Consider the following 25063-nt stretch of genomic DNA (forward strand, 5'->3'; position numbering starts at 1 on the left):
GCGAACCTTGCGGTAAAGTTTAAAAATCAAACTCTTCTATAGTAGCTGTTGAGTCGATTACAGTTGTGTCCTTTATTTTAATATTTAAAAATGAGTGAGCACGTCCGGTAAGCGTTATAGGAGCTGACAGACCAATAGTGTCTTCAGGAACCAATAAACCACGGCGGAACATCAGATTTCTCAGGAACGCCTGATGCTTGGTAGCATAGGATTTCTGAAGTCCTTCCTGATCAAACTGCCACATGAATTTTTTTGGTTTCGGAATTATTGTCGCTAAGAATAGACATTCGCGGACATTCAGATCGGCAGGTCTTTTTTGGAAATAGAATTCGGCCGCTTCGCCAATTCCATATACATTTGGTCCCCATTCTATAACGTTGAAATAAACCTCAAGCATACGCTGTTTGCTCGTGATTCTGTTGTTTTCTATGATGTAAACCAACAGGATTTCCTCCAGCTTTCTTGACAGTGTTTTTTCTCGGGTAAGAAATACATTTTTTACCAGCTGCATGCTTATTGTACTCGCACCGCGGGAGAATTTTTTGGTACGTATGTTTTTAACGATAGACTGTTTGAAAGCTTCGTTTATAAAACCGTGATGGGACATAAAAGATGGATCTTCGGAAGTTAAAACGCATTTCTGAAGATAAGGTGAGATTTGGTCCAAAGGCGTGTAATAAGGATTGCTTGCACCTACAAAAACTGGACGCTGAAGTTTTCCGTTTTCAATGGCGCGATAGGTAAATTCACTGTTTAATTTAGCCAGATTTACATTTCCGTATTTGGTTATTTTTAGGTTGTCTTTTTTGATATCACTCGTAAAAACGATCTTGTTTGGCTTGTTTTTATTGAACATAAAATTCAATTTATAATCAAAGTTTCCAGTGGCTTCCATTCCTTGAAAATGGGTGAATAACCCGTCAGGAAGAGAACTTATAAAGTCTTGGGCTTTCATTTTTGGAATGCCAACTTTTAGTTTATAAACAGTATCTTCTTCGGTGTTATAAGATAGATAAGGGTGTAATTTGATTTTATTAAATTGAAATGTAGAACTGCTGTCAATAGAAATAAAGTCGGAACCCAATAAGAAACGGTAATCGAATCTCGCATTTTTGATGATAACATCTTTATCTGCAATTTTTTTATGATTTATTTTTAAGTTCGCAATAGAACTGTATCCGTCTAAGTGTAGTTCGCCACCGCTCTTGTCAATATTTTGAATATTGAATCGAATAGAGTCAAAACTCATTTTTAGATTGTAGCGCTCATCGAAATAAGGAACTTTTATGGCTCCAGTATCAATATTGAAAAATCGCAGATCTCCTTTCTTGTTTCTAGGGTCGGCGATTCCGTTGATTCTCCATCTTTGTGCAAATGAATTAGTTTTTACCTCAATAGCTGATTCTAATTTGGTTTCAAACAAAGTTAATTTTTTGAAATTTACTGTTGCTTTTTTGCCATTATCGTCAATTTTGAAAACTAAATTTTCAAGTGTCATATCTGTGGGTACAAGATTGAGTACTTTGGATATTATGCGGTAAGCGAATGCAGCATAATCTCTTTTATTATCGCTTTTTGGTTCGTTTTTATCTTTTTTCAAAAAGGCACCAAAGTTTCTGATTTTTCCTTTTTTTGTCAATTGAACATAACCATTTTTAATTTCTAGAGTACCTAGCTGAACATCTCCAAGGAGTAATTTCCATAAATTCACACTTGTCTTTATTCTTTGGATTTTAAAAATTGTGTCTAAATTGTGCGGAGCAAGTGTGATTTCATTCAATTCTATTCCTGAAACTCCATCAAATGATGCTTTTTTTATTGCAAAATCGCTGTTGTAGTCCAGTTTCATTGTGGCTGAAGCTTTGTCGATGGCTTGGTCCAAAAGTTCATCTCTAAACATGAGAAAGCCAATTAAGAGTATGGCGATAATGATTCCAAGTATTTTGGAAGCTAAAAATAACTTTTGTTTGTTAGTTCTCATGTTTGAATGGAAATGGAAATTTTTTTACAGAGATTTCAAATTTACACAAATAAATGAGTGTAAGTCTGTGAAATCATTGTTAAACTTATTAATTGAGTTATTGATCTGTACATTTTGGTTTTATCCAAATAATTGGCTGGCTACATCTTCAATTTTAGCTACCAATTGAATTTTGATTCCAGTATTTTTCAACGCAATTTTATTGTATTTAGATACAAAAATAGTTGAAAATCCTAATTTTTCAGCTTCCTGAATACGCTGATCGACACGATTCACAGGCCTTATTTCTCCAGAAAGGCCAACTTCGCCGGCAAAACAAAAACCTTTTTCGACTGGAATATCTTCATTAGATGATAAAATTGCAGCAACAACTGCCAAATCTATAGCAGGATCATCTACAGAAATTCCTCCAGTTACATTCAGGAAAACATCTTTTGCACCAAGTCTAAAACCGGCTCTTTTTTCTAAAACAGCCAAAATCATATTCAGCCTTTTTGCATTATATCCCGTGGTGCTTCGCTGCGGTGTTCCGTAAACTGCGGTGCTTACGAGGGATTGTATTTCGATCATCAATGGTCGCATGCCTTCGAGTGTGGTTGCAATGGCGGTTCCTGATAATTCTTCATCTTTATGCGAAATCAATATCTCGGATGGATTGGAAACTTCACGTAGTCCGCTTCCGAGCATTTCGTAAATTCCAATTTCGGCAGTGGAACCAAAACGGTTTTTTAGTGAACGCAAAATACGGTAAACGTGGTTGCGGTCCCCTTCAAATTGCAAAACGGTATCGACCATGTGTTCCAGTATTTTTGGTCCTGCGATGGTTCCGTCTTTGGTGATGTGACCAATTAAAATAACTGGAATATTGGTTTCTTTGGCAAATTTAATTAGCTCTGCGGTGGTTTCCCGTATTTGAGAAATACTTCCGGCAGTAGATTCAATGTAATCAGTATGTAATGTCTGAATAGAGTCGATTATGACAATTTCGGGCTGAATAGTTTCAATCTGTTTGAAGATATTCTGAGTTTTCGTTTCGGTAAGAATGTAGCAATTATCTCCATCTGGAGTAATACGTTCGGCACGCATCTTAATCTGCTTTTGACTTTCTTCACCAGAAACATAAAGCGTTTTATAAGGTAATTTTAATGAAATCTGTAATAGTAATGTACTTTTTCCAATACCAGGTTCTCCTCCCAGAAGAATTAAAGAACCAGGAACAATTCCTCCTCCCAGAACTCTGTTTAATTCATTGTCGGTAGTGTCCAGACGAATTTCTTCGGCGCTGTCAATTTCGTTTATTCGTAAAGGTTTCGGAGCTTTGCTAGTTGTTGAAGGCTCACTTTTCCAAGCGACTTTTTCCTGTTTTTGAATAATTTCTTCGGCAATAGTATTCCATTCTTTGCAGGAATTGCACTGACCCTGCCATTTGGCATATTGAGCACCGCAATTCTGGCAAAAAAAAGTTGTTTTTACTTTGGCCATTTTTATTGTTTTGGTTCTTCTGCAGCTGGAGTGTCTGTAGGAGCGGGGTCTGCTGCAGGAACATCCGTCTGTACATCTGTAGAAGTGTCTTGGCCTACTTTGCCTTTTATTTTTGGTTTTTTTGCAAAGGTTTTTTTCAATTCTTCAGCTTTGGCAAACATCATGTCTTTGGTTAGGTCAGCAATTTCTTCTTTGTTGAATCCTGACATATAATAACGTACAGCTCTTGGATTGTCGCCTTTTTTTTCGAACATAATTGCTAATTCATAATCTCCCAGCATGCTTTTCGGATAACTTTTATCTGCAAGAATAGCCAAAGCATCGAGTTCGTTATAGTCTTTGTTTTCCAGAATTGCAGCTTCAATAGCTTTAAAATCATTGATTCGTATTGGGTTTTTAATTCCAAATGAATTTTCAATTATATCATATTTTTTCTTTAAATATTCAACATAGCCCTCTTTTAGAGTTACAATTTTGGTATTGTATTCCTGAACTGATATGGGCTGTATTGCTGAGAAAATTTGATATAATGCTGATGGAATGGAATTCAAAACCAATGAATAATGAGAAGCTTGATTAAAATATTCAAATTTGTAATTTAAGTCAGGGTTTTGAATGGCTTTCATGCCGGCATCAAGTTTTTTAATTCTTTGCTGCATCTTTTTTTCATCTCCATCGGCAGCAGATAAATAATAAAAAACAGGTAATTTGGCTTCAGCTGCCAATTCTGGCAGTTTGTCTTCCATTTCTACAGGCAATTCAGGACTTAATGAGATATAGGCATTAAATAAAGGTTTGTCTTGATATAGGAAGAAATTTAAAAAAGATGCTGTAGTATCATGACCTGCAATTATTTTAAAATTGGTGGTTCTATATTCCTTTTGAATCATAGGAATAAGCTCTAGAGAAATAAAATCGAAGAAGTCTACACTTTTTCCGTAAGGAACCCCTGTTACAGTATCTACTCCGCAGTCAATAGTTCTTTGGTCATTTTTGTTTTGGCTGATCCCTACAATAATTACTTCTGGCAGTTCATCCCAATAAGAACCATAATTTAATGCACCCGTAAAAGGATTCATTAAATAATCCCCATCCAATACAAGTAGTAAAGGGTAGTGTTTGGCTTTGTTTTTTTCATATGAAGCTGGTAACGAAACATACAAATCTCTTTTTTCTTTTATTTTTTCAGAGTTAAAACTGATTGTTTTTACTTGTGCAAAACAAGAAACAGAAAAAAAGATAAGAAATGCTGTAAATAGATGTTTCATATAATTTGGAGTTATTTTGTGTAATTGAGCAGCAAGATAAACAATTATTCGGTGTAGTAAAGAACGATAAATTGTAAAATTATTATGTCAAAGAATTATCTTCTTCATTTGGGAAAACAATCCAGGGTTTGAATGTTTTTGCTTCTTCAAAGTCCAGTGTCGCATATGAAATGATAATAATTATATCGTCTTTTTGTACTTTTCTGGCAGCTGGACCATTTAGGGTAATTATTCCTGAATTTTTTTCTCCGATGATTGCATAAGTGTCAAAACGTTCTCCATTATTAATATTTACAATTGATACTTTTTCCCCTTCTATAATATTTGATGCTTCTAATAGGGCTTCGTCTATAGTGATGCTTCCGATGTAATTTAAGTCGGCTCCTGTAACTTTTACACGGTGAATTTTTGATTTAACAACTTGAATCTGCATGGTGTTTAATTTAATGAAATAGTGTCTATTAAGCGTACGTTGCTGATAAACACAGCAATAAACGCTCGGTATTTTTTGTTCTTAATTTTTATATCACAGGTGGTAAGAGTATCTTCATCTGCAATTTCAAAGTATTCTAAAGTGAATTTTTTGTTTTTATTAAATTCGTTTTCAACCCATTGAGTTGTTTCTTTCACACTGCTATTTGCGAATTTCTCTTTGGCTCCCGTTAGTATTTCATAAATGATGCCTGCATCCATTCGATCTTGCAAAGTTAAGCGTTCATTTCGAGAACTCATAGCTAAGTTGTTGGTTTCTCTTAAAATAGGACACATAATGATTGTCACAGGCAAATGGCTTTTCTCGACCATTTTTTTAACAATCTGCACTTGCTGAAAATCTTTCTCTCCAAAATAAGCATTTGTTGGCTGCACAATTTCAAAAAGTTTTTTTACAATCGTTCCGACTCCGTCAAAATGTCCGGGTCTGAATTTTCCTTCCATTTTATTTTCTAAACCGTCAAAATCAAAAGATTGAGAAAGCGTTTTTCCTTCATATATATCTTCGACCGTTGGTGCAAAAACAATAATATCTGGATTTATTTGAGAGATTTTTATTATATCTTGATCTAGAGTACGAGGGTATTTTTCTAAATCTTCTGGATTGTTAAATTGTGTCGGATTTACAAAAATACTTACAACAGTTATCCCATTTTCCTGTACAGACTGCTTCATTAACGACTGATGTCCTTTGTGCAGAGCACCCATTGTTGGAACAAATCCAATTGAAGAATTTGTAGTCTTTATTGAACGTAAATAATCCATTAAAGCTGTTTTTCCATCGAAAATCTGCATGGCCGTTTTGTTTAAATTAGGTGCAAACTTAATATTTTAGTCTATAACTGCATAAATTTTTGTAATTTTGCGTGGTTTTTGTTGCCAATAATTAATCAATTTATATTATGAAAGATAAGAGGATATTATATGTATCATCTGAAGTTGTACCTTATCTCGCTGAAAATGAGGTTTCATTAATGTCTTATGACGTACCAAAAATGATTAATGATCAAGGAGGGCAAATTAGAATTTTTATGCCAAGGTATGGAAATATTAACGAGAGAAGACACCAGTTACATGAAGTAATAAGGCTTTCTGGAATGAATTTGGTGGTAAATGATTTAGACATGCCTCTTATTATCAAAGTAGCTTCAATTCCAAAAGAAAGAATTCAGGTTTATTTTATTGATAATGAAGAATATTTTAAACGAAAGGCCACGTTTGCAGATGAAGAAGGTTTGATGTATCCTGATAATGACGAGCGTGCTATCTTTTTTGCAAAAGGAGTTGTTGAGACTGTTAAAAAATTAAACTGGGTTCCGGATATTATTCATGTTCATGGATGGATGGCTGCTATGCTGCCAGTTTATATGAAGCATTTTTATAAAAATGAAGCGTTGTTTTCGGACACTAAAATTGTCACTTCTGTTTACAGTCAGTCTTTTGACGGAACATTAGATGCTGAAATGATTAACAAAGTTCGTTTTGACGGTATTCCAGATGAGGCTATTTCTGAATTGGAATTGCCGAATTATGAAAATATAATGAAGGCAACTGTCCGCAATTCGGATGCAGTAATCATTGCCTCTGATGCTCTCTCTCCAAGTTTAACAAAATTTATAGAATCTTCAGGTAAACCTTTTTTACCTTTGAAATTTAAGGATGAATTTGCGGGCGCTTACACGGAATTCTACCAAAATATGTTGTTATAAATCAATTTTTTACGAATAAATATGCTTAAAAATTCTTTTTTTAAAATAATCTCTTTTCTTTTTTTTATAGTTCTTTTTAATTCATGTGATAAAGAATTTAGTGTTGTAGGCTCGGATTTAATAGTAGGTGGAAATTTTGATATTGTTAAAGATAGTTCGAGTACGGTTCAATCAGCTTGGAAAAAGACAGGCGGGATTGCTTCTAATAATTTAGCTGTAAATGCTTTAGGGATATTAGATAATACAGTATTTGGTCAAACAACTGCTAATTTTGCTACTCAAGTTCAGTTGGAGTCGACTAGTGTAAATCCAGTCATAAATCCTGATTTAGGTCAAGATATTGTAAGTGTAACATTATATATTCCCTATTTTACAAAACCTTCCGTAAGTACCGATAAGGAAGGTAGACCTGTGTATACACTGGACTCTATTTATGGCAACAAAGCCTCAAAAATTAAGTTAAAAATTTATGAAAATGAATTTTTATTAGGAAACTTAAATACTGAACCTGGAGCCCCTCTTTCTGATATAAATTATCCTCAATTATATTATACCAATCAAAACACCTTTTTTAGCGAAAAAAAAGGAGACTTGCTTTATCAAAATAATGATTTTGTTTTTAGTGAAAAAGAATATGCTGATTCTGTTCCAGCTACAACAACTAGTGCAGCGACGACTACATATACAGCTCCAGGTATGCGATTAACTTTGGACAAAGTTTTTTTTCAGAAACTGTTATTTGATAAAACATCAAATGGTTATAGTTTAGCTAGTAACTCTCAATTTGAGCAATATTTCAAAGGATTGTATTTTAGCGTCGAAAAAAATGATGTAGAAGGCGTATTAGCTGTAATGAATTTCAAAAAAGGAACTATTGTAGTAAAGTACAAAGAAAAAGCACTTGCAACAGATCCTACATTGACTGTGGAAAAATCAATTACTTTAAATCTTACTGGAAATACTGTAAATTTGTTAAATAACGAACCTAGTACAGAACCAGATTCTTACTCAAGTCCAAAAGCGGATAGATTGTATGTAAGAGGAGGAGAAGGAAGTGTTGCTACAATTGATCTGTTTAATCCTGCAGTTGATAAGGTAACCTATAATAGTAATACGCAAAAAATAGAACTTGGGAAAAGTAATGATATACCGGACGAATTAGATTATATTAAGGAAAAAGGATGGTTAGTTAATGACGCTAGTTTGACTTTTTATGTAGATCAAACGCTAATGAAAAAAGTCACCACTGAGCCAAGCAAAATGTTTTTGTATGACATAAAGAATCGTAAAATACTTGCTGCGGCAGTTTTAGAGAAAGATGCAGCTGACCGTGGCCTTAAATACAGGTTTAGTATTACGGATTATGTAAGAGGTCTTATAAAAGATGATAATGTAAATTTCAAATTAGGTGTTTCTATTGCGCAAGTGATTTCAAATGTTACATTTAAAAAAATAAAAGAGGCTCCTGCTTATGCAACATGGACAAATCTTAAAACAGAGGAACAAAATGCTTATTTCTTTCCAGAATCTTCTGTTATGAGTCCTTTAGGGACTATTTTTCATGGAAGTACCAGTACTGATGAAAATAAAAGATTGAAGCTTGAAATTTATTATACTAAAACTAATTAAGAAAAACTATGTGTGGAATTGTTGGATATATTGGTCATAGAGAAGCTTATCCTATTGTTATAAAAGGGCTTAAGCGATTAGAGTATCGTGGGTATGATAGTGCTGGTGTTATGCTGTATGATGGTGAAGCTGTAAAATTATCAAAAACTAAAGGTAAAGTTTCTGATCTTGAAATTAAAGCTCAAAATGAGATTACTTTAAATGGTTCTATTGGAATTGGGCATACTCGTTGGGCTACGCATGGAGTTCCAAATGATGTAAATTCGCATCCTCATGTTTCTAATTCTGGAGATTTAGTGATTATTCATAATGGTATAATTGAGAACTACGCTCCTTTGAAAGTAGAGCTTATAAAGAGAGGGTATACTTTTACTTCGGATACTGATTCTGAAGTTTTAATTAATCTTATTGAAGAAGTCCAAAAAAACGAGAAATTAAAATTAGGTAAGGCTGTTCAGGTAGCATTAAACCAAGTAGTAGGTGCTTATGCAATTGCAGTTTTTGACAAAAAAAATCCTAATGAAATTGTAGCGGCAAGACTTGGAAGTCCATTGGCAATTGGAATTGGTGAAGGGGAATATTTTATTGCTTCTGATGCTTCTCCATTTATTGAATATACTCCTAATGCAGTGTATCTTGAAGATGGAGAGATGGCAAATATCAGATTGCATAAAACAATGAAAGTTCGTAAAATTAAAGACGATTCAATTGTTGATCCTTATATTCAGGAGCTTCAAATGAACTTGGAACAGATTGAAAAAGGAGGTTACGATCATTTCATGCTGAAAGAAATTTACGAACAGCCAAGTGTGATTAAAGATACTTACCGAGGAAGATTGCATGCTAATGAAGGTATAGTGCAGCTAGCGGGAGTTGAAGATAATATTGAGAAATTTTTAAATGCTGACAGAATTATAATTGTAGCCTGTGGTACTTCATGGCATGCTGGTTTGGTTGCTGAATATGTTATTGAAGAGTTTGCAAGAATTCCTGTCGAAGTTGAATATGCATCTGAATTTAGATATAGAAATCCAATTATTAACAGTAAAGATGTTGTAATTGCAATTTCACAATCTGGTGAAACGGCAGACACCATGGCGGCTATAAAATTGGCGAAAGAGCATGGAGCATTTGTGTTTGGTGTTTGTAATGTTGTAGGTTCTTCTATTTCCAGAGAATCACATGCTGGTGCTTACACTCATGCTGGACCTGAAATAGGTGTAGCATCTACAAAGGCATTTACAACTCAAATTACTGTTTTAACGATGCTGGCTTTACGTTTAGCTAAAGCTAAAGGTACTTTGACTCATTCTGATTTTCATACTTATCTGCAGGAACTAGAAATCATTCCTGAGAAAGTGAAAGAAGCGTTGGAAACAAATCCTAAAGCAATGGAAATTGCTGCAGTTTTCAAAGATGCGCCTAATTGTTTGTATTTGGGGCGCGGTTACAACTTTCCTGTAGCACTTGAAGGCGCTTTAAAGCTTAAAGAGATTTCGTATATACATGCTGAAGGATATCCTGCTGCTGAAATGAAACACGGACCAATTGCATTAATTGATGAATTAATGCCTGTTATTGTAATTGCTCCAAAACAAGGGCATTATGATAAAATTGTTAGTAATATTCAAGAAATTAAATCAAGAAGCGGTAAAATAATCGCTGTTGTTACCAGAGGAGATACACAAGTTCGTGAATTAGCGGACTATGTTATTGAAATTCCGGAAACATCAGATGCTTTATCACCGTTAATTACTACAATACCATTACAGCTCCTTTCTTACCATATTGCTGTAATGAGAGGGTGTAATGTCGATCAGCCTAGAAATTTAGCTAAATCGGTTACGGTTGAATAATTAAGAGATATAGTTGTCTATTTTTTTAAAAGCGAGATTGATTCTCGCTTTTTTTTGTGCTTTTTTCTCATTACGAAAACGTTGTAAATTTTTATGATAAATTTAATATAATTGCCAAATTGCTATGTATGCATAATAAATTATGTGATTTATTTATAGTTTTATTATTAAATCTGTAATTAATGAAAATATATTATTATTACATATATTGCCTTTTTGTTGGTAATAACAAAATTTAATTTTGTTTTTTTTATGGATAATTAAAAAATATATGTAATTTGGCAACATTAATCATGAAACTTAACCAATATGAGATTGTATTTACTTTTTTTAGCGTTGTTCTTTTGCAGTATAACTTTCGCCCAAAATTCTATCAAAGGAGTGGTCACAGATGAAAAAAATCAGCCAATACCTGGTGCTAATATTAATGTGGCTGGAGTAAAGGAAGGGACGATTACGGATTATGATGGTTCATTTGTTTTAATTACTAAGCAAACGCCTCCTTTTTCTCTTGAAATTACCGCTGTTGGCTTTAGTTCTTCAGATATTACTGTTGAGTCACTAAGCCAAAAAATTGTGGTTAAATTGAATTCAGAAGAGACAAAATTAAACGAGATTGTGGTTTCTGCTTCTAGAGCACCTGAGAGAGTGCTTCAGTCGCCTGTTACAATTGAGAGAATGGGGATTCAGCAGGTGAAAAGTACAACAGCTCCGACTTTCTATGATGGTTTAGAAAATTTAAAAGAAGTGCAGTTTAATACCAGCAGTATTTCTTTTAAAACAGTAAATACAAGAGGTTTTGCTGCTGTAGGGAATACTCGTTTTATGCAGTTAGTAGACGGGATGGATAATTCATCTCCGGCACTGAACTTTGTGTTAGGTAATTTAATTGGTCTTTCTGATATTGATGTAGCGAGCGTTGAGCTTTTGCCTGGAGCGTCTTCTGCTTTATATGGAGCTAATGCGTTTAATGGAATTTTATTTATGAATAGTAAAAATCCATTTGTTCACCAAGGAATCAGCTCTTATGTAAAATATGGACAGACGTCTCAGGATGTTGCTGGTACCAATGACTATTTTGATATGGGAATTAGAGCTGCAACAGCTTTTAATAAATATTTTGCTGTAAAAGCCAACTTTAATTATATGAAAGCTACCGAATGGATAGCTGATGATAGAAGAAGTATGACGGGAGGTTCTATCGGTCATGCTGAAAATCAAAATTATGACGGGCTAAATATTTATGGCGATGAAGTCACCACTTCTATTCCTAATGTTGGACAGGTAAGCAGAACAGGATATCGTGAGAAAGATTTGAACGACAATAAAGTGAATAGCGTTAAGGCTGATTTCTCTCTGCATTTTAGGCCTTGGGCTAATGAGACTGAAATCATGCTGCAGTATAAAGTAGGGATTGGAAATACAATTTATCAGGGTGCTAACAGATATGCTTTGAATGATTTCCTGATGAGTCAGACAAAAATTGAAATTAAAGGAAAGAATTTTTTCGCTAGAGCATATCGTACATCTGAAGATGCTGGAAATTCTTATGACATGCGTTTTGCAGGTTGGAATGTGCAGAGAGCTGCAAAATCAGATACGGAATGGTTTACTAATTATGCTACCGCTTTTCAGTTAGCAGGTGCGGTAATGGGAACCAATGCAATAGAATCTGCAGTTACTGCTCGTGAATATGCTGATTATAACAGACTGCCTGCTGAGCTGGCTTCGCTGCCTCAATTTGCAACTCCGCCTACAGGAAAACCTCGTTTTGAGCCAGGAAGTCCTGAGTTTACATCTGCGCTGAATGCTATTAAAGACAATCCTGATTTTACTAAGGGTGCTAAATTTACAGATCAGTCAAAAATATATCATTCTGATGTAAATTATAACTTTAAAGACTTAATTAAGTTTGCTGAAATTCAGGTAGGAGGGTCTGCCCGTCAGTATGAAATGAATTCCAGCGGTTCAATCTTTACTGATTATGACGGACCGATTCGTTACAATGAATACGGAGTTTACACTCAGGGGTCCAAACTGTTTTTGGAAGACCGCTTAAAACTGGTTGCGTCAATACGTTATGATAAAAGCCAAAATTTTGACGGGAATGTTTCTCCAAGAGTTTCTCTTGTGTATTCTGCGGGTGCTCAAAAAACACATAATTTCAGAGCTTCATATCAAACAGGGTTTAGAAATCCAACCACACAGGATCAATATATAGGACTTGATTTAGGGCCGTTTGCCTTAATTGGTTCTGCGCCAGAGAATTTAGTTCGCTTTTCTGAGACTTTAAATGTTAGTGCGGCGGGCCAAGCTGCTTATATATTGGCTGGTAGACCAGCTACTCCAACTGTTGTTATGAATGGAAATGATGCTTACAATAAATCGTATACTTTAACTTCAGTTAAGGATTTTAGTGAGGCTTATGCTGTTGCGGCTAATGAAACGGAGCGGGCAAATGCGGTAGCTTTGTTGAAAGTGGCAAATGTTCAATTAGTTCGTCCTGAAGAAGTAAAAGCTTATGAGTTAGGATATAGAACTATTATTAACAATGATTTTTCAGTAGATATTAATGGATATTATAATCAGTACAATCATTTCTTGAATACTTCAAGAGTAGCTGGAGTTTATTATGGTGATGTAAACGCAGCATTTAATCCACTAGATCCATTAAGCCCGGTTGCTGCATTAAGTAGAGGTGATAGAAGAATTTATCAAGTGTATTCCAATACAACTGCTGATGTTTCTTCATTAGGCTTCGGTATCGGATTGTCTAAAAAAGTGTATAAGAATTTTGAATTGGGAGCTAATTACAATTATTCTCAATTGAATTTTGATCAGTCGGAAGATCCTGGTTTTGTAACTGGATTTAATACTCCTAAGCATAGAGTAAAAGCATCATTGGGAAATACCAGATTGTTTAAAAATTTCGGATTCAATACTAATGTAAGATGGAACTCAGAGTATTTATGGCAGTCTTCTTTTGCAGACGGCATGATTCCATCAACAACTGTCTTTGATGCACAGATTAATTATGCTCTTCCGCAGTATAAATTATTGTTCAAAGTTGGGGGAACTAATATTGGGGGAGATGATTATATCCAAGTAATAGGAGCGGGTTCAATTGGACAGCAATGGTTTGCGTCAGTAACAATTAATCCATAATTAAAAAGACAAGTCAAAAACTTAAAAATATAGGTATGATAAAAAATTTTAAATGGCTGCTGTTAGTTTCTTTAAGCTTTGTGGCATGTAATAATAATGATGATGAAGATGCAGTAGTAGAAGTGCCGATTGCTTCAGGTTCGGCTTCTTTTGCAAAATATGTTGCGCTGGGCGATTCTTTTGCAGCGGGTTATAGTGATAGCGCTCTTTTTAAAGCGGCTCAGGAAACATCCTATCCTTCAATTTTAGCACAGCAATTTGCTCAAGCCGGAGGCGGTGCTTTTGCAATTCCTATGATGGCAGATAATACTGGAGGATTATTATTGGGCGGAAATGTAATTGCAGGCAGCAGATTGGCGCTTTTTGGATTTTCGCCGACTGGATCTCCAATAATAACCCCTGTTTCGGGTGTTCCAACTACCGAAGTGACTGCGCATTTAGCGGGGCCTTTTAATAATTTGGGAATTCCTGGAGCTAAAAGTTATCATTTAGTGGCACCTGGTTATGGAAATGTAGCTTTTGTGGCTGCAGGTAAAGCGAATCCATATTATGCGCGTTTTGCGGTATCAGCAACAACAACAGTTTTGGCTGATGCACTAGTACAGACTCCAACTTTTTTTTCCTTGTTTATTGGAGGAAATGATGTTTTAGGATATGCGACTTCAGGAGGTGTTGGAGTAAATCAAACAGGGAATTTAGATCCTTCTACTTATGGAGGAAATGATATAACGGATCCAAACGTTTTTGCTAATGTGTATAATGCTTTGGTTACTAATTTAACAGCTAATGGGGCTAAGGGTGTAGTGGGTAATTTACCTTATGTAACAGCTTTGCCATACTTTACAACAGTTCCTTATAATCCTGTTCCTTTATCCGAAGCGGCGGCAGCGCAATTGAATGCGGGTTATGCTCAATATAATGGAGGATTGCAGCTTATGGTAAAAAACACATTGCTTACTGAGGAAGAGGCTGCAAAAAGAACAATAAAATTCGCTGCAGGTAATAATGCGGTTGTTATTGTTGATAGTTATTTGACGAATTTGTCTGCGTATGGTCTTCCGTCATACAGACAAGTAACCAAAGAAGATTTAGTTGTATTAACCGCTAGAAGTTTTATAGGAACTACAATTGGCGGAGATCCAACAAAAGTTAATGGAGTTTCGGTTCCTTTAGCAGATCAATGGGTGCTTACAAAAGATGAAGTTAAAGAAGTCAAAGATGCTACCGATGCTTATAATGTAACAATAGATGCAATTGCTAAATCAAAAGGATTGGCATTTGTTGATACAAAAGCCGCATTGACGCAGTTATCTTCATCTGCAGGTGTTCGTTTTGGGAATTTCCAAATGACTTCTTCATATGTAACAGGCGGGGCTTTTTCGCTTGATGGAGTGCATCCTACGCCAAGAGGGTATGCTTATATTGCAAACCTTTTTATAAATGCAATCAATACTAAATATGGTGCAACATTGAGGACGGTAGATTTGGCACAGTATCAGACTTTATTTCCAGTCACTATACAATAATCCTAATTTTATTAGTGTTAAAAACCACCCGTTTATCACGTGGTGGTTTTTTTGTTTTTTGGGCATTAATGAGGTGTTTTAATAGTTTGAAACAGCTTAATAATCAATTCAATAAAAATTTAGCTTTTTTTATAAAAAAAATATTGATTTTATATTTTAAAAAATTATCTTTGCACTCTGAAAAAAGTATCCATTTGAGGAGTTTGGATGGGCTGTATTTCATAAACCTAAATAGCTATTTAATAAATACATAAGCAATGTCAAAAGTAATAGGAAAAGTTGCCCAAATCATTGGACCAGTAGTCGATGTAGTTTTCAACGGAGAAGTTGAACTTCCAAAAATTTATGATTCATTAGAAATCACTAAAAAAGACGGTACGTTATTAGTACTTGAAGTGCAGTCTCACATCGGAGAAAACACTGTTCGTACCATTTCGATGGACTCAACAGATGGTTTGAGCAGAGGTTATGAAGTTGTTGGAACAGGAAATCCTATCCAAATGCCAATCGGTGCCGATGTTTACGGTCGTTTGTTTAACGTAATTGGAGATGCTATTGACGGTTTGCCAGCTTTAGCAAAAACAGGTGAAAGCGGAACTCCAATCCACAAGCAAGCACCAAAATTTGAAGATTTATCTACATCTTCTGAAGTTTTATTTACGGGTATTAAAGTAATCGATTTGATAGAGCCTTACTCAAAAGGGGGTAAAATTGGATTATTTGGTGGTGCTGGAGTTGGTAAAACAGTATTGATTCAGGAGTTGATTAACAATATTGCAAAAGGTCACGGTGGACTTTCTGTATTCGCAGGAGTAGGTGAAAGAACACGTGAAGGGAATGACTTACTTCGTGAGATGTTAGAGTCAGGAATTATAAAATATGGAGAAGATTTCATGCACTCTATGGAAAATGGAGGATGGGATTTATCTAAAGTAGATTTACCAGGAATGAGAGAGTCTAAAGCTACTTTCGTTTTCGGACAAATGAATGAGCCTCCAGGAGCTCGTGCTCGTGTGGCACTTTCTGGATTGTCTATCGCTGAGTATTTCCGTGATGGAGCAGGTTCTGACCAAGGAAAAGACGTGTTATTCTTCGTTGATAATATCTTCCGTTTTACACAAGCAGGTTCTGAGGTTTCGGCTCTTTTGGGTCGTATGCCATCTGCGGTAGGTTACCAACCAACATTGGCAACTGAGATGGGAGCAATGCAAGAGCGTATTACATCTACAAATAAGGGTTCTATTACATCTGTGCAAGCGGTTTACGTTCCTGCGGATGACTTAACTGACCCGGCTCCGGCTACAACATTTGCTCACCTTGATGCTACTACAGTATTGTCTCGTAAAATTGCTGAGTTAGGTATTTATCCTGCGGTGGATCCTTTGGATTCTACTTCAAGAATTTTAGCACCTCACATTATCGGAAACGAGCACTATGACTGTGCACAAAGAGTAAAAGAAATTCTTCAAAAATACAAACAATTGCAGGATATCATCGCGATTCTTGGTATGGAAGAGTTATCAGAAGATGATAAATTAGCGGTTTCAAGAGCTAGACGTGTACAACGTTTCTTGTCGCAGCCTTTCCACGTTGCTGAACAATTTACAGGTTTGAAAGGAGTTTTAGTAGATATCAAAGATACTATCAAAGGATTTAATATGATTATTGACGGTGAATTAGATCACTTGCCAGAATCAGCTTTCAACCTTAAAGGTACTATTGAAGAAGCTATCGAGGCTGGAGAAAAAATGTTGGCAGAAGCTTAATTGGTTGTCAGTTGTTAGTTGTCAGTTGTTAAAACAACCACCAACCATCAACCATCAACTACTAACTAAAAAATTATGATTTTAGAAATAGTATCACCAGAAGCGAAATTATTTTCAGGAGAAATCTCTTCTATCTCTGTACCTGGAGTAGATGGCCGTTTTCAAATGCTGAATAACCACGCGCCAATAGTTTCATTATTGCAAAAAGGAACTATTAATATTACTACTGCTGGAAACTTTGAATTAAATGAAGAAACAGCAGGTTTGTTTAACAAAGTAAATGATCAAAATTATACTTTAGAAATTGCCTCTGGAACTCTTGAGTTAAAAGACAATAAAGTAATTGTTTTAGCAGACTAAGACAATTCAGGTTTAATAAATTAAAATGCTCGGCTTTGGCTGGGCATTTTTTTTATAATTAATTTTAAATTTCTTATAAAATTGGTTTGGCTGTATTTTTTTTTAACTTTACATTGTGATTCAAAAACTTATAAATAATTTGCAATGAGAAATAAATTCCTTTTAGTTCTTCTTTTTTTATTAATGACGAGTGTTAATGTTTTTGCACAAGTTTACAGTAATAAAATAGTTGGCAAGAAAAACGAAGCCCTGTTAGATAGCATCAAGGAAGAACCCTATCCGTATGCTTTGCCAATATGGGGAGAAAAAGCAACTAAAAAAGGATTTCATTTGCCTTATTCTGCGGGAGTCTCGGTAAATTATTTTTGGCAGAAATCAGACATTATTATTGATAATCTCGAAGTTGGTTTTAATAATGGACCTCAATATAATTTAGATCAGATTGTTCGTTTTACGGATTCGTATGTAACAGCATCTGCAGTTAATGTTCGACCGGATATTTGGCTGTTTCCATTTTTGAATGTCTACGGTATTTTAGGTAAAGCAAGTACATCAACGACAATTAATGCTGGTATTTGGGTTCCTGATGCTGATAATAATTGGACTAATGTAATGGATTTTGGAACTAAAGCCGAATTTAATGCTACTACTTTTGGATTAGGTATGACTCCTACTATTGGTATCGGCGGAGGCTGGCTTGCTCTTGATATGAACGTAGCCTGGACAGATGTTGATGCTCTTGATAAGCCCGCTATGAGTTTTATTTTTGGACCCAGATTAGGAAAAACAATTAAATTTAATAAGCCGGATAGTAACATTGCGTTTTGGACAGGAGCTTTTAGGGTTCATTTAAAAAGCGGAACAAATGGTTCATTAGCTATAAAAGATTTATTTCCAAATGCGGGGCAAGCTCAGGACAAAGTAGATCAGGCAGTAACAAAAGTAGATGAAAAACAAGCTCAGGTTGATACATGGTGGAGCGGATTGTCTAATGCTGAACAAGCAAAACCATCTAATAAAGCCAAATATGAAACGGCTAATAATGCTCTTGATAAAGCTGGTAATTTATTGAATGGAATTGATGGTGCGCTAAGTACGTTAGAAACATCTACAGTGCAATATTCATTGGAGAAAGCTCCAAAGGATATGTGGAATTTTATTATAGGAACCCAATATCAATACAACAGACACTTTATGCTGCGCGCCGAAGCTGGTTTCCTTGGAAGCCGTACCCAGTTTATGACAAGTCTTCAGTACCGTTTTGGGCTATAATTGGGCAGTATAATGAAATTGATATATAGAAAACAAATAAATTAGCAGATGAAAAGACTTTTATCATTACTTGTAGTGTTTTTTTGTTTTCAGGAGGCTCAATCTCAGGTTTTAATGTCACTTATTTTTGGAGATAAACTGAATTCGCCGAATATAGAATTCGGTTTGGAGGGCGGTGCCAATTTTTCTACTATTAGTAACCAGACAGGAGCCGACTATAGAACTGATTTTAATCTAGGTTTTTATTTTGATTTTAATTTGAAAAACCCTTCCTGGATTTTCAATACCGGAGTTATTGTTAAATCTTCTATGGGAGCCGAAGGATTGCCTGTTTATAGCCTAAATGATGCTAATTTAGATGCCACATTTTCCGATGGTTCTGTGAGCAGAAAAATTAGTTATTTTAATGTTCCGTTGATGATTAAGTATAAGTTTGATAATAATATCTATGTAAAGGCTGGTACTCAATTAGGATTATTATCAAGAGCGGTTGATATTTTTAGTCAAGATTATAATGGAGAAGATGTGGAATATAAAAATAACATACGCGATAAAATTCATGTAATCGATGCTGGTTTGACATTTGGAGCTGGCTATCGGTTGAAAACTGGAAAATATGGCATGAACCTTGGCTTGCAGTACTACTATGGACTAGTACCACTTTTAAAAGGAGATAACAGTCCTATTCAGTACAATCGTTCTTTATATGTTACTGCAGGATTGCCTATTGGAAAGGGTAAAGCGGCTAAAAGAGCGGCTGAAAAGAAAGCATTAGAAAGTAAAGAAACGTTGCCTAATTAGCTTCAGTAAAGAGTAATTATTGGATAGTTACAATTGATTTTTATAACTTTGCTTTTATGAATTTTCCAAAAAATCTTGCCGATAAACTCGAAAACAGAAGACAAAATAAATCATTGCGAGTGTTACCGCAACCGAAACATTTAATCGATTTTTCTTCGAATGATTATATTGGTTTTTCAAAATCGGAAGTTATTTTTGATGCGACGCATCAATTTTTATTGGATCATAAAATAAAAAGCAACGGAGCAAGCGGATCCAGGCTGATTTCTGGTAATCATAAATTGTATTCCGAAACTGAAGATTTTATTGCGAAATTTCATCAATCGGAGTCGGCATTGCTTTTTAATTCGGGTTATGATGCTAATGTTGGTTTTTTTAGTGCCGTTCCCCAAAAGGGTGATTTGATTTTATACGATGAATTGTGTCATGCTTCTATTCGTGACGGAATTCAATTGTCGAATGCCAAGTCTTATAAATTCAAACACAATGATTTTGAGGATTTGGAAAGATTGATTTTAAAACCAACAACCAGTAACCAACAACCGACAACTATTTATATCGCAACCGAAACTGTTTTTTCGATGGATGGCGATTGCCCGAATATGGAAGAACTGGTTGCCCTCTCGGAAAAACATAATTGTTATTTAGTAGTTGATGAAGCACATGCTTTGGGAGTTTTTGGTGAAAAAGGAGAAGGACTAATCCAATATTTGCATTTGCAGGAAAAAATATTTGCCCGAATAATGACTTTCGGCAAAGGTCTGGGCTGTCATGGCGCAGTGGTTTTAGGTTCGGATGAATTGAAATCATATCTCGTAAATTTCTCCCGAAGTTTTATTTATACTACTGGGCTTTCTCCGCATTCGGTTGCTACTATTTTAGTTGGCTACCAGCATTTAGAAAAAGATAAAAAGGCACTTGAATCGTTAAAAGAAAACATTGTCTTTTTTAATCAGGTAAAAAAAATGCTGTATTTGAATCCGCTTTTCATTCGCAGCAAATCGGCTATTCAAAGTGTCATTATTCCCGGAAATGAAAAGGTGAAAGGTATTGCTGCTGCTCTTCAGCAAAATGGATTTGATGTCAAAGCGATACTTTCGCCTACAGTTCCAGAAGGACAGGAGCGATTGCGCTTTTGTCTGCATAATTATAACAGCAAGGAGGAAATGACGCAAGTATTGACGTTGTTAGGTGCCCTTGTTTTTTAGCAACGGATGATGCGGATATTGTTTAAATTGGAACACAGATTAAACGGATTGAACTGATTTGCACAAATTTTAAATAGGTATGAATATAATTTTAGAAAATTATTATGGCAAATTTTTTACATAAAAGTTTAAGTGATTCAATTTTGAAAGCTTATTATGAAGTTTATAATGAATTAGGTTATGGCTTTTTGGAGAAAGTATATCAAAACGCAATGTATTTAGAATTAAAATCTAAAGGATTTAAGGTAGAAGCTCAAAAGCAAATCAAAGTATATTATAAAAGCCAAATCGTTGGAGAGTATTTTGCGGATATAATAGTTGATGACTCTATAACTTTAGAACTCAAAGCTTGCGAATGTTTGATGGACGAACATCAGGCACAATTATTAAATTATCTAAAAGCAACCAAAGTAGAGATTGGAATGTTATTAAATTTTGGAACTGAACCAGAATTCAAAAGACTTATTTATACAAACGACCGAAAAAAATTAAGAGAACAATTTTAAAATCCGTTTAAATTTGTTCGATTTGTTTAATCTGTGTTCTATTACTATGAAACTATTCATTACAGGAATTTCTACCGATGTTGGCAAAACCATTGCCTCATCCATTATTGTCGAAGCTCTTGAAGCTGATTACTGGAAACCAGTTCAGGCTGGCGATTTAGATAATTCCGACAGTAATAAAGTAAAATCGTTTGTTTCCAATACCAAAACGGTAATCCACCCAAACAGTTATCTGCTAAATACTCCAGCCAGCCCGCACCTTGCTGCAGAATTAGACCGAATCACTATTGATTTGAAGCAGATAACTGAGCCAAAGACGGAAAATCATTTGGTTGTTGAAGGAGCTGGAGGTGTTTTTGTACCTCTGAATGATACGGATTGCGTGATTGATTTGATTCAGCCCGATTATAAAGTGATTGTCGTTTCAAGACATTATCTGGGAAGTATCAATCATACGCTACTGACAATTGAATCCTTGCTTAATCGTAAAATAGCGATTAGAGGAATTATTTTTTCGGGAGATGAAAATAAAGCAACTGAATTGATTATTTTGAATAAAACGGGTCTTAAATGCATCGGTAGAATCGAGCAGGAACCGTATTTTGACCAAAATGTTATCAAGGAATATGCAGACAGGTTTAGAGAGGAATTATTGAAACTTTAATAGCAATTTCAAAAATCAATTTCAATGGCAATATCAATAATAAAAATCAACGATTGTTTTTCGGAACAGCAATCTAAAATCCAATGAATTTAATCGAAAAAGACAGCCAGTATCTTTGGCATCCTTATACACAGCACAAAACCGCAGCTTTGCCAATTGCTATAACCAAAGGAGAGGGTGCTTTGCTTTGGGACGAAAATAATAAAGAATATGTGGACGCAATCGCCTCTTGGTGGGTCAATCCTTATGGTCATTCCAACAAGTTTATTGCCGATGCGATTTACAAGCAATTGACAACATTGGAACATGTTTTGTTTGGCGGTTTTACCCATGAGCCTGCAATAGTTCTGGCCGAAAAGCTTTTGGCTATTTTGCCAACCAATCAAAAGAAAGTATTTTTTTCGGATAATGGCTCGACATCAGTTGAAGTGGCTATTAAAGTGGCTCTGCAGAATTTTTACAATAAAGGCGAAAAGAGAACAACGATTATTGCTTTCGAAAATGCTTTTCATGGAGATACTTTTGCCGCGATGGCTGCGAGCGGTATTTCATTTTATACGCAGGCATTTCAGGGAATGTTTATTGATGTGGTTCGTATTCCTGTGCCGGTAGAAGGCCGGGAACAAGAAAGTTTCGATACTTTGAAAAACGTTATTCAAAATCATAATTGTGCAGGATTTATTTTTGAGCCATTGGTTCAGGGAGCGGCTGGAATGGTGATGTATAAACCCGAAGCTTTGGATACTTTAATTCAGATCTGTCGGGAAAATAAGGTGCTTACGATTGCCGATGAAGTGATGACGGGTTTTGGGAAAACAGGTAAAACATTTGCTTGTGATTATTTAAAAGAAAAGCCGGATATGATGTGTTTGTCTAAAGCTTTGACGGGAGGAACTATTCCGATGGCGATTACAACTTTTACTCAAGACCTTTTTGATGCTTTTTATGACGAAGACATTAATAAGGCATTATTTCACGGACACACTTTTACGGCTAATCCAACAGGCTGTGCTGCTGCTTTGGCCAGTTTGACTTTGTTGGAAACGGATGAAATGCAGCAGAATTTAATTCGTATTAATCAAAACCATTTGGAATTTAAAAAAAGAATTGAAAAACATCCGATGGTTACTACTGCTAGGGTGCTGGGTGTTATTTTTGCATTAGAGATAAAAACAGAAACTTCGGCAAGCTATTACGGTACTTTACGAAATAGACTTTATGATTTTTTTATTGAAAATGGCGTGATTCTTCGCCCTGTTGGAAATATTGTTTACATTCTGCCACCTTATGTGATTACCGATGTACAATTGCAAAAAGTGTATGAAGTGGCAGAGAAAGCTTTGGAAATTGTTTAGTTATGACTATGCGGATTAAACAGATTTTACGGATAATTTGCAGTTGTTATGAAATAAAACAGTTAGTTTTTTTAGATAATATCTTTTGTAAAGATGCACTGCAGTGCATCTCAACGCAAATAGGTGATTAAGACAATAAAATTTGTTTTATCTTAGTGATTAGTGTGCCTATTTTTACATAAAACTTTGCGACCTTTGCGGTCAAAACAGAACTGAATATTTTGTCACAAATTATCTCTATAACCGCACTAGCATCTATTTCTCCATTAGGCAATGACCCGAAGACTATTTGGGAAAATTATCTAAATGAAAAGCATTGTTTTACGAGTCATTTTTTAGATCATAAAAACACACTTGTCGCCAAGCTGGATGAAAATTCAAATGCAATAGTTGAGGCATTGAAACAATCGGATATTAAATACAAATCGTTGGATAAATCGGTTTTGTATACGATGGCGGCTTCTCGTAAAGCGATTGAAAATGCAGGCTGGACTGCGAATGATATTTTTGGGATCAATATTGGTTCTTCCCGTGGTGCGACTGATTTATTTGAAAAACATTATCAGGAATATTTAGAAACGGGTAAAGCGCAGACTCTTGCTTCTCCTACGACGACTTTGGGAAATATTTCTTCGTGGGTTGCACATGATCTGCAGAGTTCCGGTCCGGAGATTTCCCATTCTATTACCTGTTCAACTGCTCTGCATGCTATGCTGAATGGCGTGGCTTGGCTTCGTTCAGGGATGGCTGATAAGTTTTTGGTGGGCGGCAGCGAAGCGCCCTTGACCGATTTTACCGTTGGTCAGATGCGGGCGTTGAAAATTTACTCAAATAGTGAAGATGAATTTCCCAATAGAGCTTTCGACTTGGAAAAAACACAAAACGGAATGATTTTGGGTGAAGGTGCTGCAGTGTGCTGTCTGGAAATTGGACTGAAAGAAAACGCTCTGGCTTTTATTGAAGGAATTGGCTATGCGACCGAAATTTTAGAACATAATATTTCCATCTCTGCAGAAGCGGTTTGTTTTCAAAAATCGATGAAAATGGCATTGGAAAATACTGATTTGTCTAAAGTTGATGCTGTTGTGATGCATGCACCTGGAACAAGAGCGGGCGATTTAACCGAATACAAAGCGATTCAAAAAGTTTTTGGAACTGATTTGCCAATGCTTACTACAAACAAATGGAAAATTGGCCATACTTTTGGGGCATCTGGAATTTTGAGTGTGGAAATGGCCATTTTGATGATGCAGCACAATCAGTTCATCGGAGTTCCTTTTGCTAAAGCACAAAAACCAAGAAAACAAATCCGTAAAGTTTTGGTCAATGCGGTAGGGTTTGGCGGCAATGCGGTGAGTGTTCTTTTGAGTTTATAAAAGCTGGCTGTTTCAAAAAAAAAATACAAAGTATTAGCAGAGAAGCACAATGAGTATTAGTGTCTTTTTGCGCAGATTGTATTTAAAATCAGCGTTAATCTGTGGAATTACTATTCCCATTTTCAAGCTCCCGTACTTTATCGTAAATCAAATTACTCTCAAATCCTCGGCGTAACATATAGTCGCAGAATTTCTTCCTTTTTTTAAGTACATTTTTTTCGGTGATTGAATTCCAGTTTCTTTCTGCTAAATTTTCAAATGTTTCTATATATTCTTCGGGTTCAATTTCTTTTAAGGCAATATTAATAAGTGTCTGATTAATATTGCGCATTTTCAATTCATTGGTAATCCGGATTTTTCCCCAATGTTTGATGCGGTGTTTTCCGCGGGCAAAACTGCAGGCAAATCGGGCTTCATTAAGGAAGTTTTCCTGAATAAGGTGAACTATAATTTCAGCTATTTCTTCCGAATTCAATTTCATACTCCATAATTTGGAAACTACCTCCTCGTGACATCGTTCCTGATAGGCACAAAAATGTTCAATTTTTTGAATAGCTTCTTTAATAGAGTAGACTTCTTTCATAAATGTAAATAACTGTATTGTTCTATTTGACAAAAATAATTTTTTAAAAATAAAATGCTTTAAA

At 35.3% G+C, this 25063-nt stretch carries 20 protein-coding genes; 14 read left to right on the forward strand and 6 right to left on the reverse strand.

Going from position 1 to position 25063, the window contains the following annotated elements; translation table 11 throughout:
- Positions 1 to 19: 19 nt before the first annotated feature.
- The 5 genes from C8P67_RS20390 to panC form a co-directional block, all read right to left on the reverse strand.
- Positions 20 to 1981, reverse strand: a complete 1962-nt coding sequence (locus C8P67_RS20390; protein WP_115815041.1) for a transglycosylase domain-containing protein — start codon at positions 1979 to 1981, stop codon at positions 20 to 22.
- Positions 1982 to 2101: 120 nt separating this feature from the next.
- A complete protein-coding gene (radA, locus tag C8P67_RS20395; protein ID WP_115815042.1) occupies positions 2102 to 3463 on the reverse strand; it encodes a DNA repair protein RadA in 1362 nt (453 codons plus the stop codon).
- A 2-nt stretch (positions 3464 to 3465) separates the two neighbouring features.
- On the reverse strand, positions 3466 to 4731 hold the full coding sequence (locus tag C8P67_RS20400; RefSeq protein WP_115815043.1) for an alpha/beta hydrolase: 1266 nt from the start codon (positions 4729 to 4731) through the stop codon (positions 3466 to 3468).
- 82 nt (positions 4732 to 4813) lie between these two features.
- Positions 4814 to 5164 carry an aspartate 1-decarboxylase gene (panD, locus tag C8P67_RS20405; protein WP_115815044.1) on the reverse strand — a complete coding sequence of 117 codons (351 nt, stop codon included), beginning with the start codon at positions 5162 to 5164 and terminating at the stop codon, positions 4814 to 4816.
- Between the two features lie 5 nt (positions 5165 to 5169).
- Complete coding sequence (gene panC, locus C8P67_RS20410; protein WP_115815045.1) at positions 5170 to 6018, reverse strand: pantoate--beta-alanine ligase; 849 nt, start codon at positions 6016 to 6018, stop codon at positions 5170 to 5172.
- Positions 6019 to 6125: 107 nt separating this feature from the next.
- Between panC and C8P67_RS20415 the strand changes: the two genes are divergently transcribed.
- The 14 genes from C8P67_RS20415 to C8P67_RS20480 all read left to right on the forward strand — a co-directional run bounded on the left by C8P67_RS20415 (position 6126) and on the right by C8P67_RS20480 (position 24416).
- Positions 6126 to 6932 carry a glycogen/starch synthase gene (locus C8P67_RS20415; RefSeq protein WP_115815046.1) on the forward strand — a complete coding sequence of 269 codons (807 nt, stop codon included), beginning with the start codon at positions 6126 to 6128 and terminating at the stop codon, positions 6930 to 6932.
- A gap of 21 nt (positions 6933 to 6953) precedes the next feature.
- Positions 6954 to 8561, forward strand: coding sequence for a DUF4270 domain-containing protein (locus C8P67_RS20420; RefSeq protein ID WP_115815047.1), 1608 nt, complete (start codon positions 6954 to 6956; stop codon positions 8559 to 8561).
- Positions 8562 to 8569: 8 nt separating this feature from the next.
- Positions 8570 to 10417, forward strand: a complete 1848-nt coding sequence (gene glmS / locus C8P67_RS20425) for a glutamine--fructose-6-phosphate transaminase (isomerizing) (protein WP_115815048.1) — start codon at positions 8570 to 8572, stop codon at positions 10415 to 10417.
- Positions 10418 to 10726: 309 nt separating this feature from the next.
- Positions 10727 to 13582 carry a carboxypeptidase-like regulatory domain-containing protein gene (locus tag C8P67_RS20430; RefSeq protein ID WP_115815049.1) on the forward strand — a complete coding sequence of 952 codons (2856 nt, stop codon included), beginning with the start codon at positions 10727 to 10729 and terminating at the stop codon, positions 13580 to 13582.
- 35 nt (positions 13583 to 13617) lie between these two features.
- On the forward strand, positions 13618 to 15108 hold the full coding sequence (locus tag C8P67_RS20435; RefSeq protein ID WP_115815050.1) for an SGNH/GDSL hydrolase family protein: 1491 nt from the start codon (positions 13618 to 13620) through the stop codon (positions 15106 to 15108).
- A 257-nt stretch (positions 15109 to 15365) separates the two neighbouring features.
- The gene (atpD, locus tag C8P67_RS20440; RefSeq protein ID WP_115815051.1) at positions 15366 to 16874 is read left to right on the forward strand and encodes a F0F1 ATP synthase subunit beta; all 1509 of its coding nucleotides are present in this window, start codon (positions 15366 to 15368) and stop codon (positions 16872 to 16874) included.
- A gap of 75 nt (positions 16875 to 16949) precedes the next feature.
- Positions 16950 to 17234 carry a F0F1 ATP synthase subunit epsilon gene (locus C8P67_RS20445; RefSeq protein WP_115815052.1) on the forward strand — a complete coding sequence of 95 codons (285 nt, stop codon included), beginning with the start codon at positions 16950 to 16952 and terminating at the stop codon, positions 17232 to 17234.
- Between the two features lie 144 nt (positions 17235 to 17378).
- Entirely contained in the window at positions 17379 to 18506 is a 1128-nt protein-coding gene (locus C8P67_RS20450; protein ID WP_115815053.1) for a hypothetical protein, read from the forward strand.
- A gap of 48 nt (positions 18507 to 18554) precedes the next feature.
- Positions 18555 to 19307, forward strand: a complete 753-nt coding sequence (locus tag C8P67_RS20455) for a porin family protein (protein WP_115815054.1) — start codon at positions 18555 to 18557, stop codon at positions 19305 to 19307.
- A 56-nt stretch (positions 19308 to 19363) separates the two neighbouring features.
- The gene (locus C8P67_RS20460; RefSeq protein WP_115815055.1) at positions 19364 to 20515 is read left to right on the forward strand and encodes an aminotransferase class I/II-fold pyridoxal phosphate-dependent enzyme; all 1152 of its coding nucleotides are present in this window, start codon (positions 19364 to 19366) and stop codon (positions 20513 to 20515) included.
- A 104-nt stretch (positions 20516 to 20619) separates the two neighbouring features.
- Positions 20620 to 21021 carry a GxxExxY protein gene (locus C8P67_RS20465; protein WP_115815056.1) on the forward strand — a complete coding sequence of 134 codons (402 nt, stop codon included), beginning with the start codon at positions 20620 to 20622 and terminating at the stop codon, positions 21019 to 21021.
- Positions 21022 to 21067: 46 nt separating this feature from the next.
- A complete protein-coding gene (bioD, locus tag C8P67_RS20470) occupies positions 21068 to 21685 on the forward strand; it encodes a dethiobiotin synthase (protein WP_115815057.1) in 618 nt (205 codons plus the stop codon).
- 83 nt (positions 21686 to 21768) lie between these two features.
- Positions 21769 to 23040 (forward strand): adenosylmethionine--8-amino-7-oxononanoate transaminase, encoded by a 1272-nt coding sequence (bioA, locus tag C8P67_RS20475; protein ID WP_115815058.1) that lies wholly within the window; start codon positions 21769 to 21771, stop codon positions 23038 to 23040.
- A gap of 221 nt (positions 23041 to 23261) precedes the next feature.
- Positions 23262 to 24416 (forward strand): beta-ketoacyl synthase N-terminal-like domain-containing protein, encoded by a 1155-nt coding sequence (locus tag C8P67_RS20480; RefSeq protein WP_115815059.1) that lies wholly within the window; start codon positions 23262 to 23264, stop codon positions 24414 to 24416.
- A gap of 94 nt (positions 24417 to 24510) precedes the next feature.
- Here the strand turns inward: C8P67_RS20480 and C8P67_RS20485 are convergent, their stop codons facing one another.
- Positions 24511 to 24999, reverse strand: coding sequence for a regulatory protein RecX (locus C8P67_RS20485; RefSeq protein ID WP_115815073.1), 489 nt, complete (start codon positions 24997 to 24999; stop codon positions 24511 to 24513).
- Between the last annotated feature and the right edge of the window lie 64 nt (positions 25000 to 25063).

The organism is Flavobacterium aquicola, assembly GCF_003385115.1.
GTDB classification, from domain to species: domain Bacteria; phylum Bacteroidota; class Bacteroidia; order Flavobacteriales; family Flavobacteriaceae; genus Flavobacterium; species Flavobacterium aquicola.

Bases quoted from the DNA above. Each gene is read 5' to 3' on its own strand.
- C8P67_RS20445 (WP_115815052.1), top strand. From the start codon at position 16,950: ATGATTTTAGAAATAGTATCACCAGAAGCGAAATTATTTTCAGGAGAA.
- bioD (WP_115815057.1), top strand. From the start codon at position 21,068: ATGAAACTATTCATTACAGGAATTTCTACCGATGTTGGCAAAACCATT.
- atpD (WP_115815051.1), top strand. From the start codon at position 15,366: ATGTCAAAAGTAATAGGAAAAGTTGCCCAAATCATTGGACCAGTAGTC.
- C8P67_RS20430 (WP_115815049.1), top strand. From the start codon at position 10,727: ATGAGATTGTATTTACTTTTTTTAGCGTTGTTCTTTTGCAGTATAACT.
- C8P67_RS20390 (WP_115815041.1), bottom strand. From the start codon at position 1,981: ATGAGAACTAACAAACAAAAGTTATTTTTAGCTTCCAAAATACTTGGA.
- radA (WP_115815042.1), bottom strand. From the start codon at position 3,463: ATGGCCAAAGTAAAAACAACTTTTTTTTGCCAGAATTGCGGTGCTCAA.
- C8P67_RS20465 (WP_115815056.1), top strand. From the start codon at position 20,620: ATGGCAAATTTTTTACATAAAAGTTTAAGTGATTCAATTTTGAAAGCT.
- C8P67_RS20420 (WP_115815047.1), top strand. From the start codon at position 6,954: ATGCTTAAAAATTCTTTTTTTAAAATAATCTCTTTTCTTTTTTTTATA.
- C8P67_RS20460 (WP_115815055.1), top strand. From the start codon at position 19,364: ATGAATTTTCCAAAAAATCTTGCCGATAAACTCGAAAACAGAAGACAA.
- C8P67_RS20485 (WP_115815073.1), bottom strand. From the start codon at position 24,999: ATGAAAGAAGTCTACTCTATTAAAGAAGCTATTCAAAAAATTGAACAT.
- C8P67_RS20450 (WP_115815053.1), top strand. From the start codon at position 17,379: ATGAGAAATAAATTCCTTTTAGTTCTTCTTTTTTTATTAATGACGAGT.
- panD (WP_115815044.1), bottom strand. From the start codon at position 5,164: ATGCAGATTCAAGTTGTTAAATCAAAAATTCACCGTGTAAAAGTTACA.
- panC (WP_115815045.1), bottom strand. From the start codon at position 6,018: ATGCAGATTTTCGATGGAAAAACAGCTTTAATGGATTATTTACGTTCA.
- C8P67_RS20400 (WP_115815043.1), bottom strand. From the start codon at position 4,731: ATGAAACATCTATTTACAGCATTTCTTATCTTTTTTTCTGTTTCTTGT.
- glmS (WP_115815048.1), top strand. From the start codon at position 8,570: ATGTGTGGAATTGTTGGATATATTGGTCATAGAGAAGCTTATCCTATT.
- bioA (WP_115815058.1), top strand. From the start codon at position 21,769: ATGAATTTAATCGAAAAAGACAGCCAGTATCTTTGGCATCCTTATACA.
- C8P67_RS20435 (WP_115815050.1), top strand. From the start codon at position 13,618: ATGATAAAAAATTTTAAATGGCTGCTGTTAGTTTCTTTAAGCTTTGTG.
- C8P67_RS20455 (WP_115815054.1), top strand. From the start codon at position 18,555: ATGAAAAGACTTTTATCATTACTTGTAGTGTTTTTTTGTTTTCAGGAG.
- C8P67_RS20415 (WP_115815046.1), top strand. From the start codon at position 6,126: ATGAAAGATAAGAGGATATTATATGTATCATCTGAAGTTGTACCTTAT.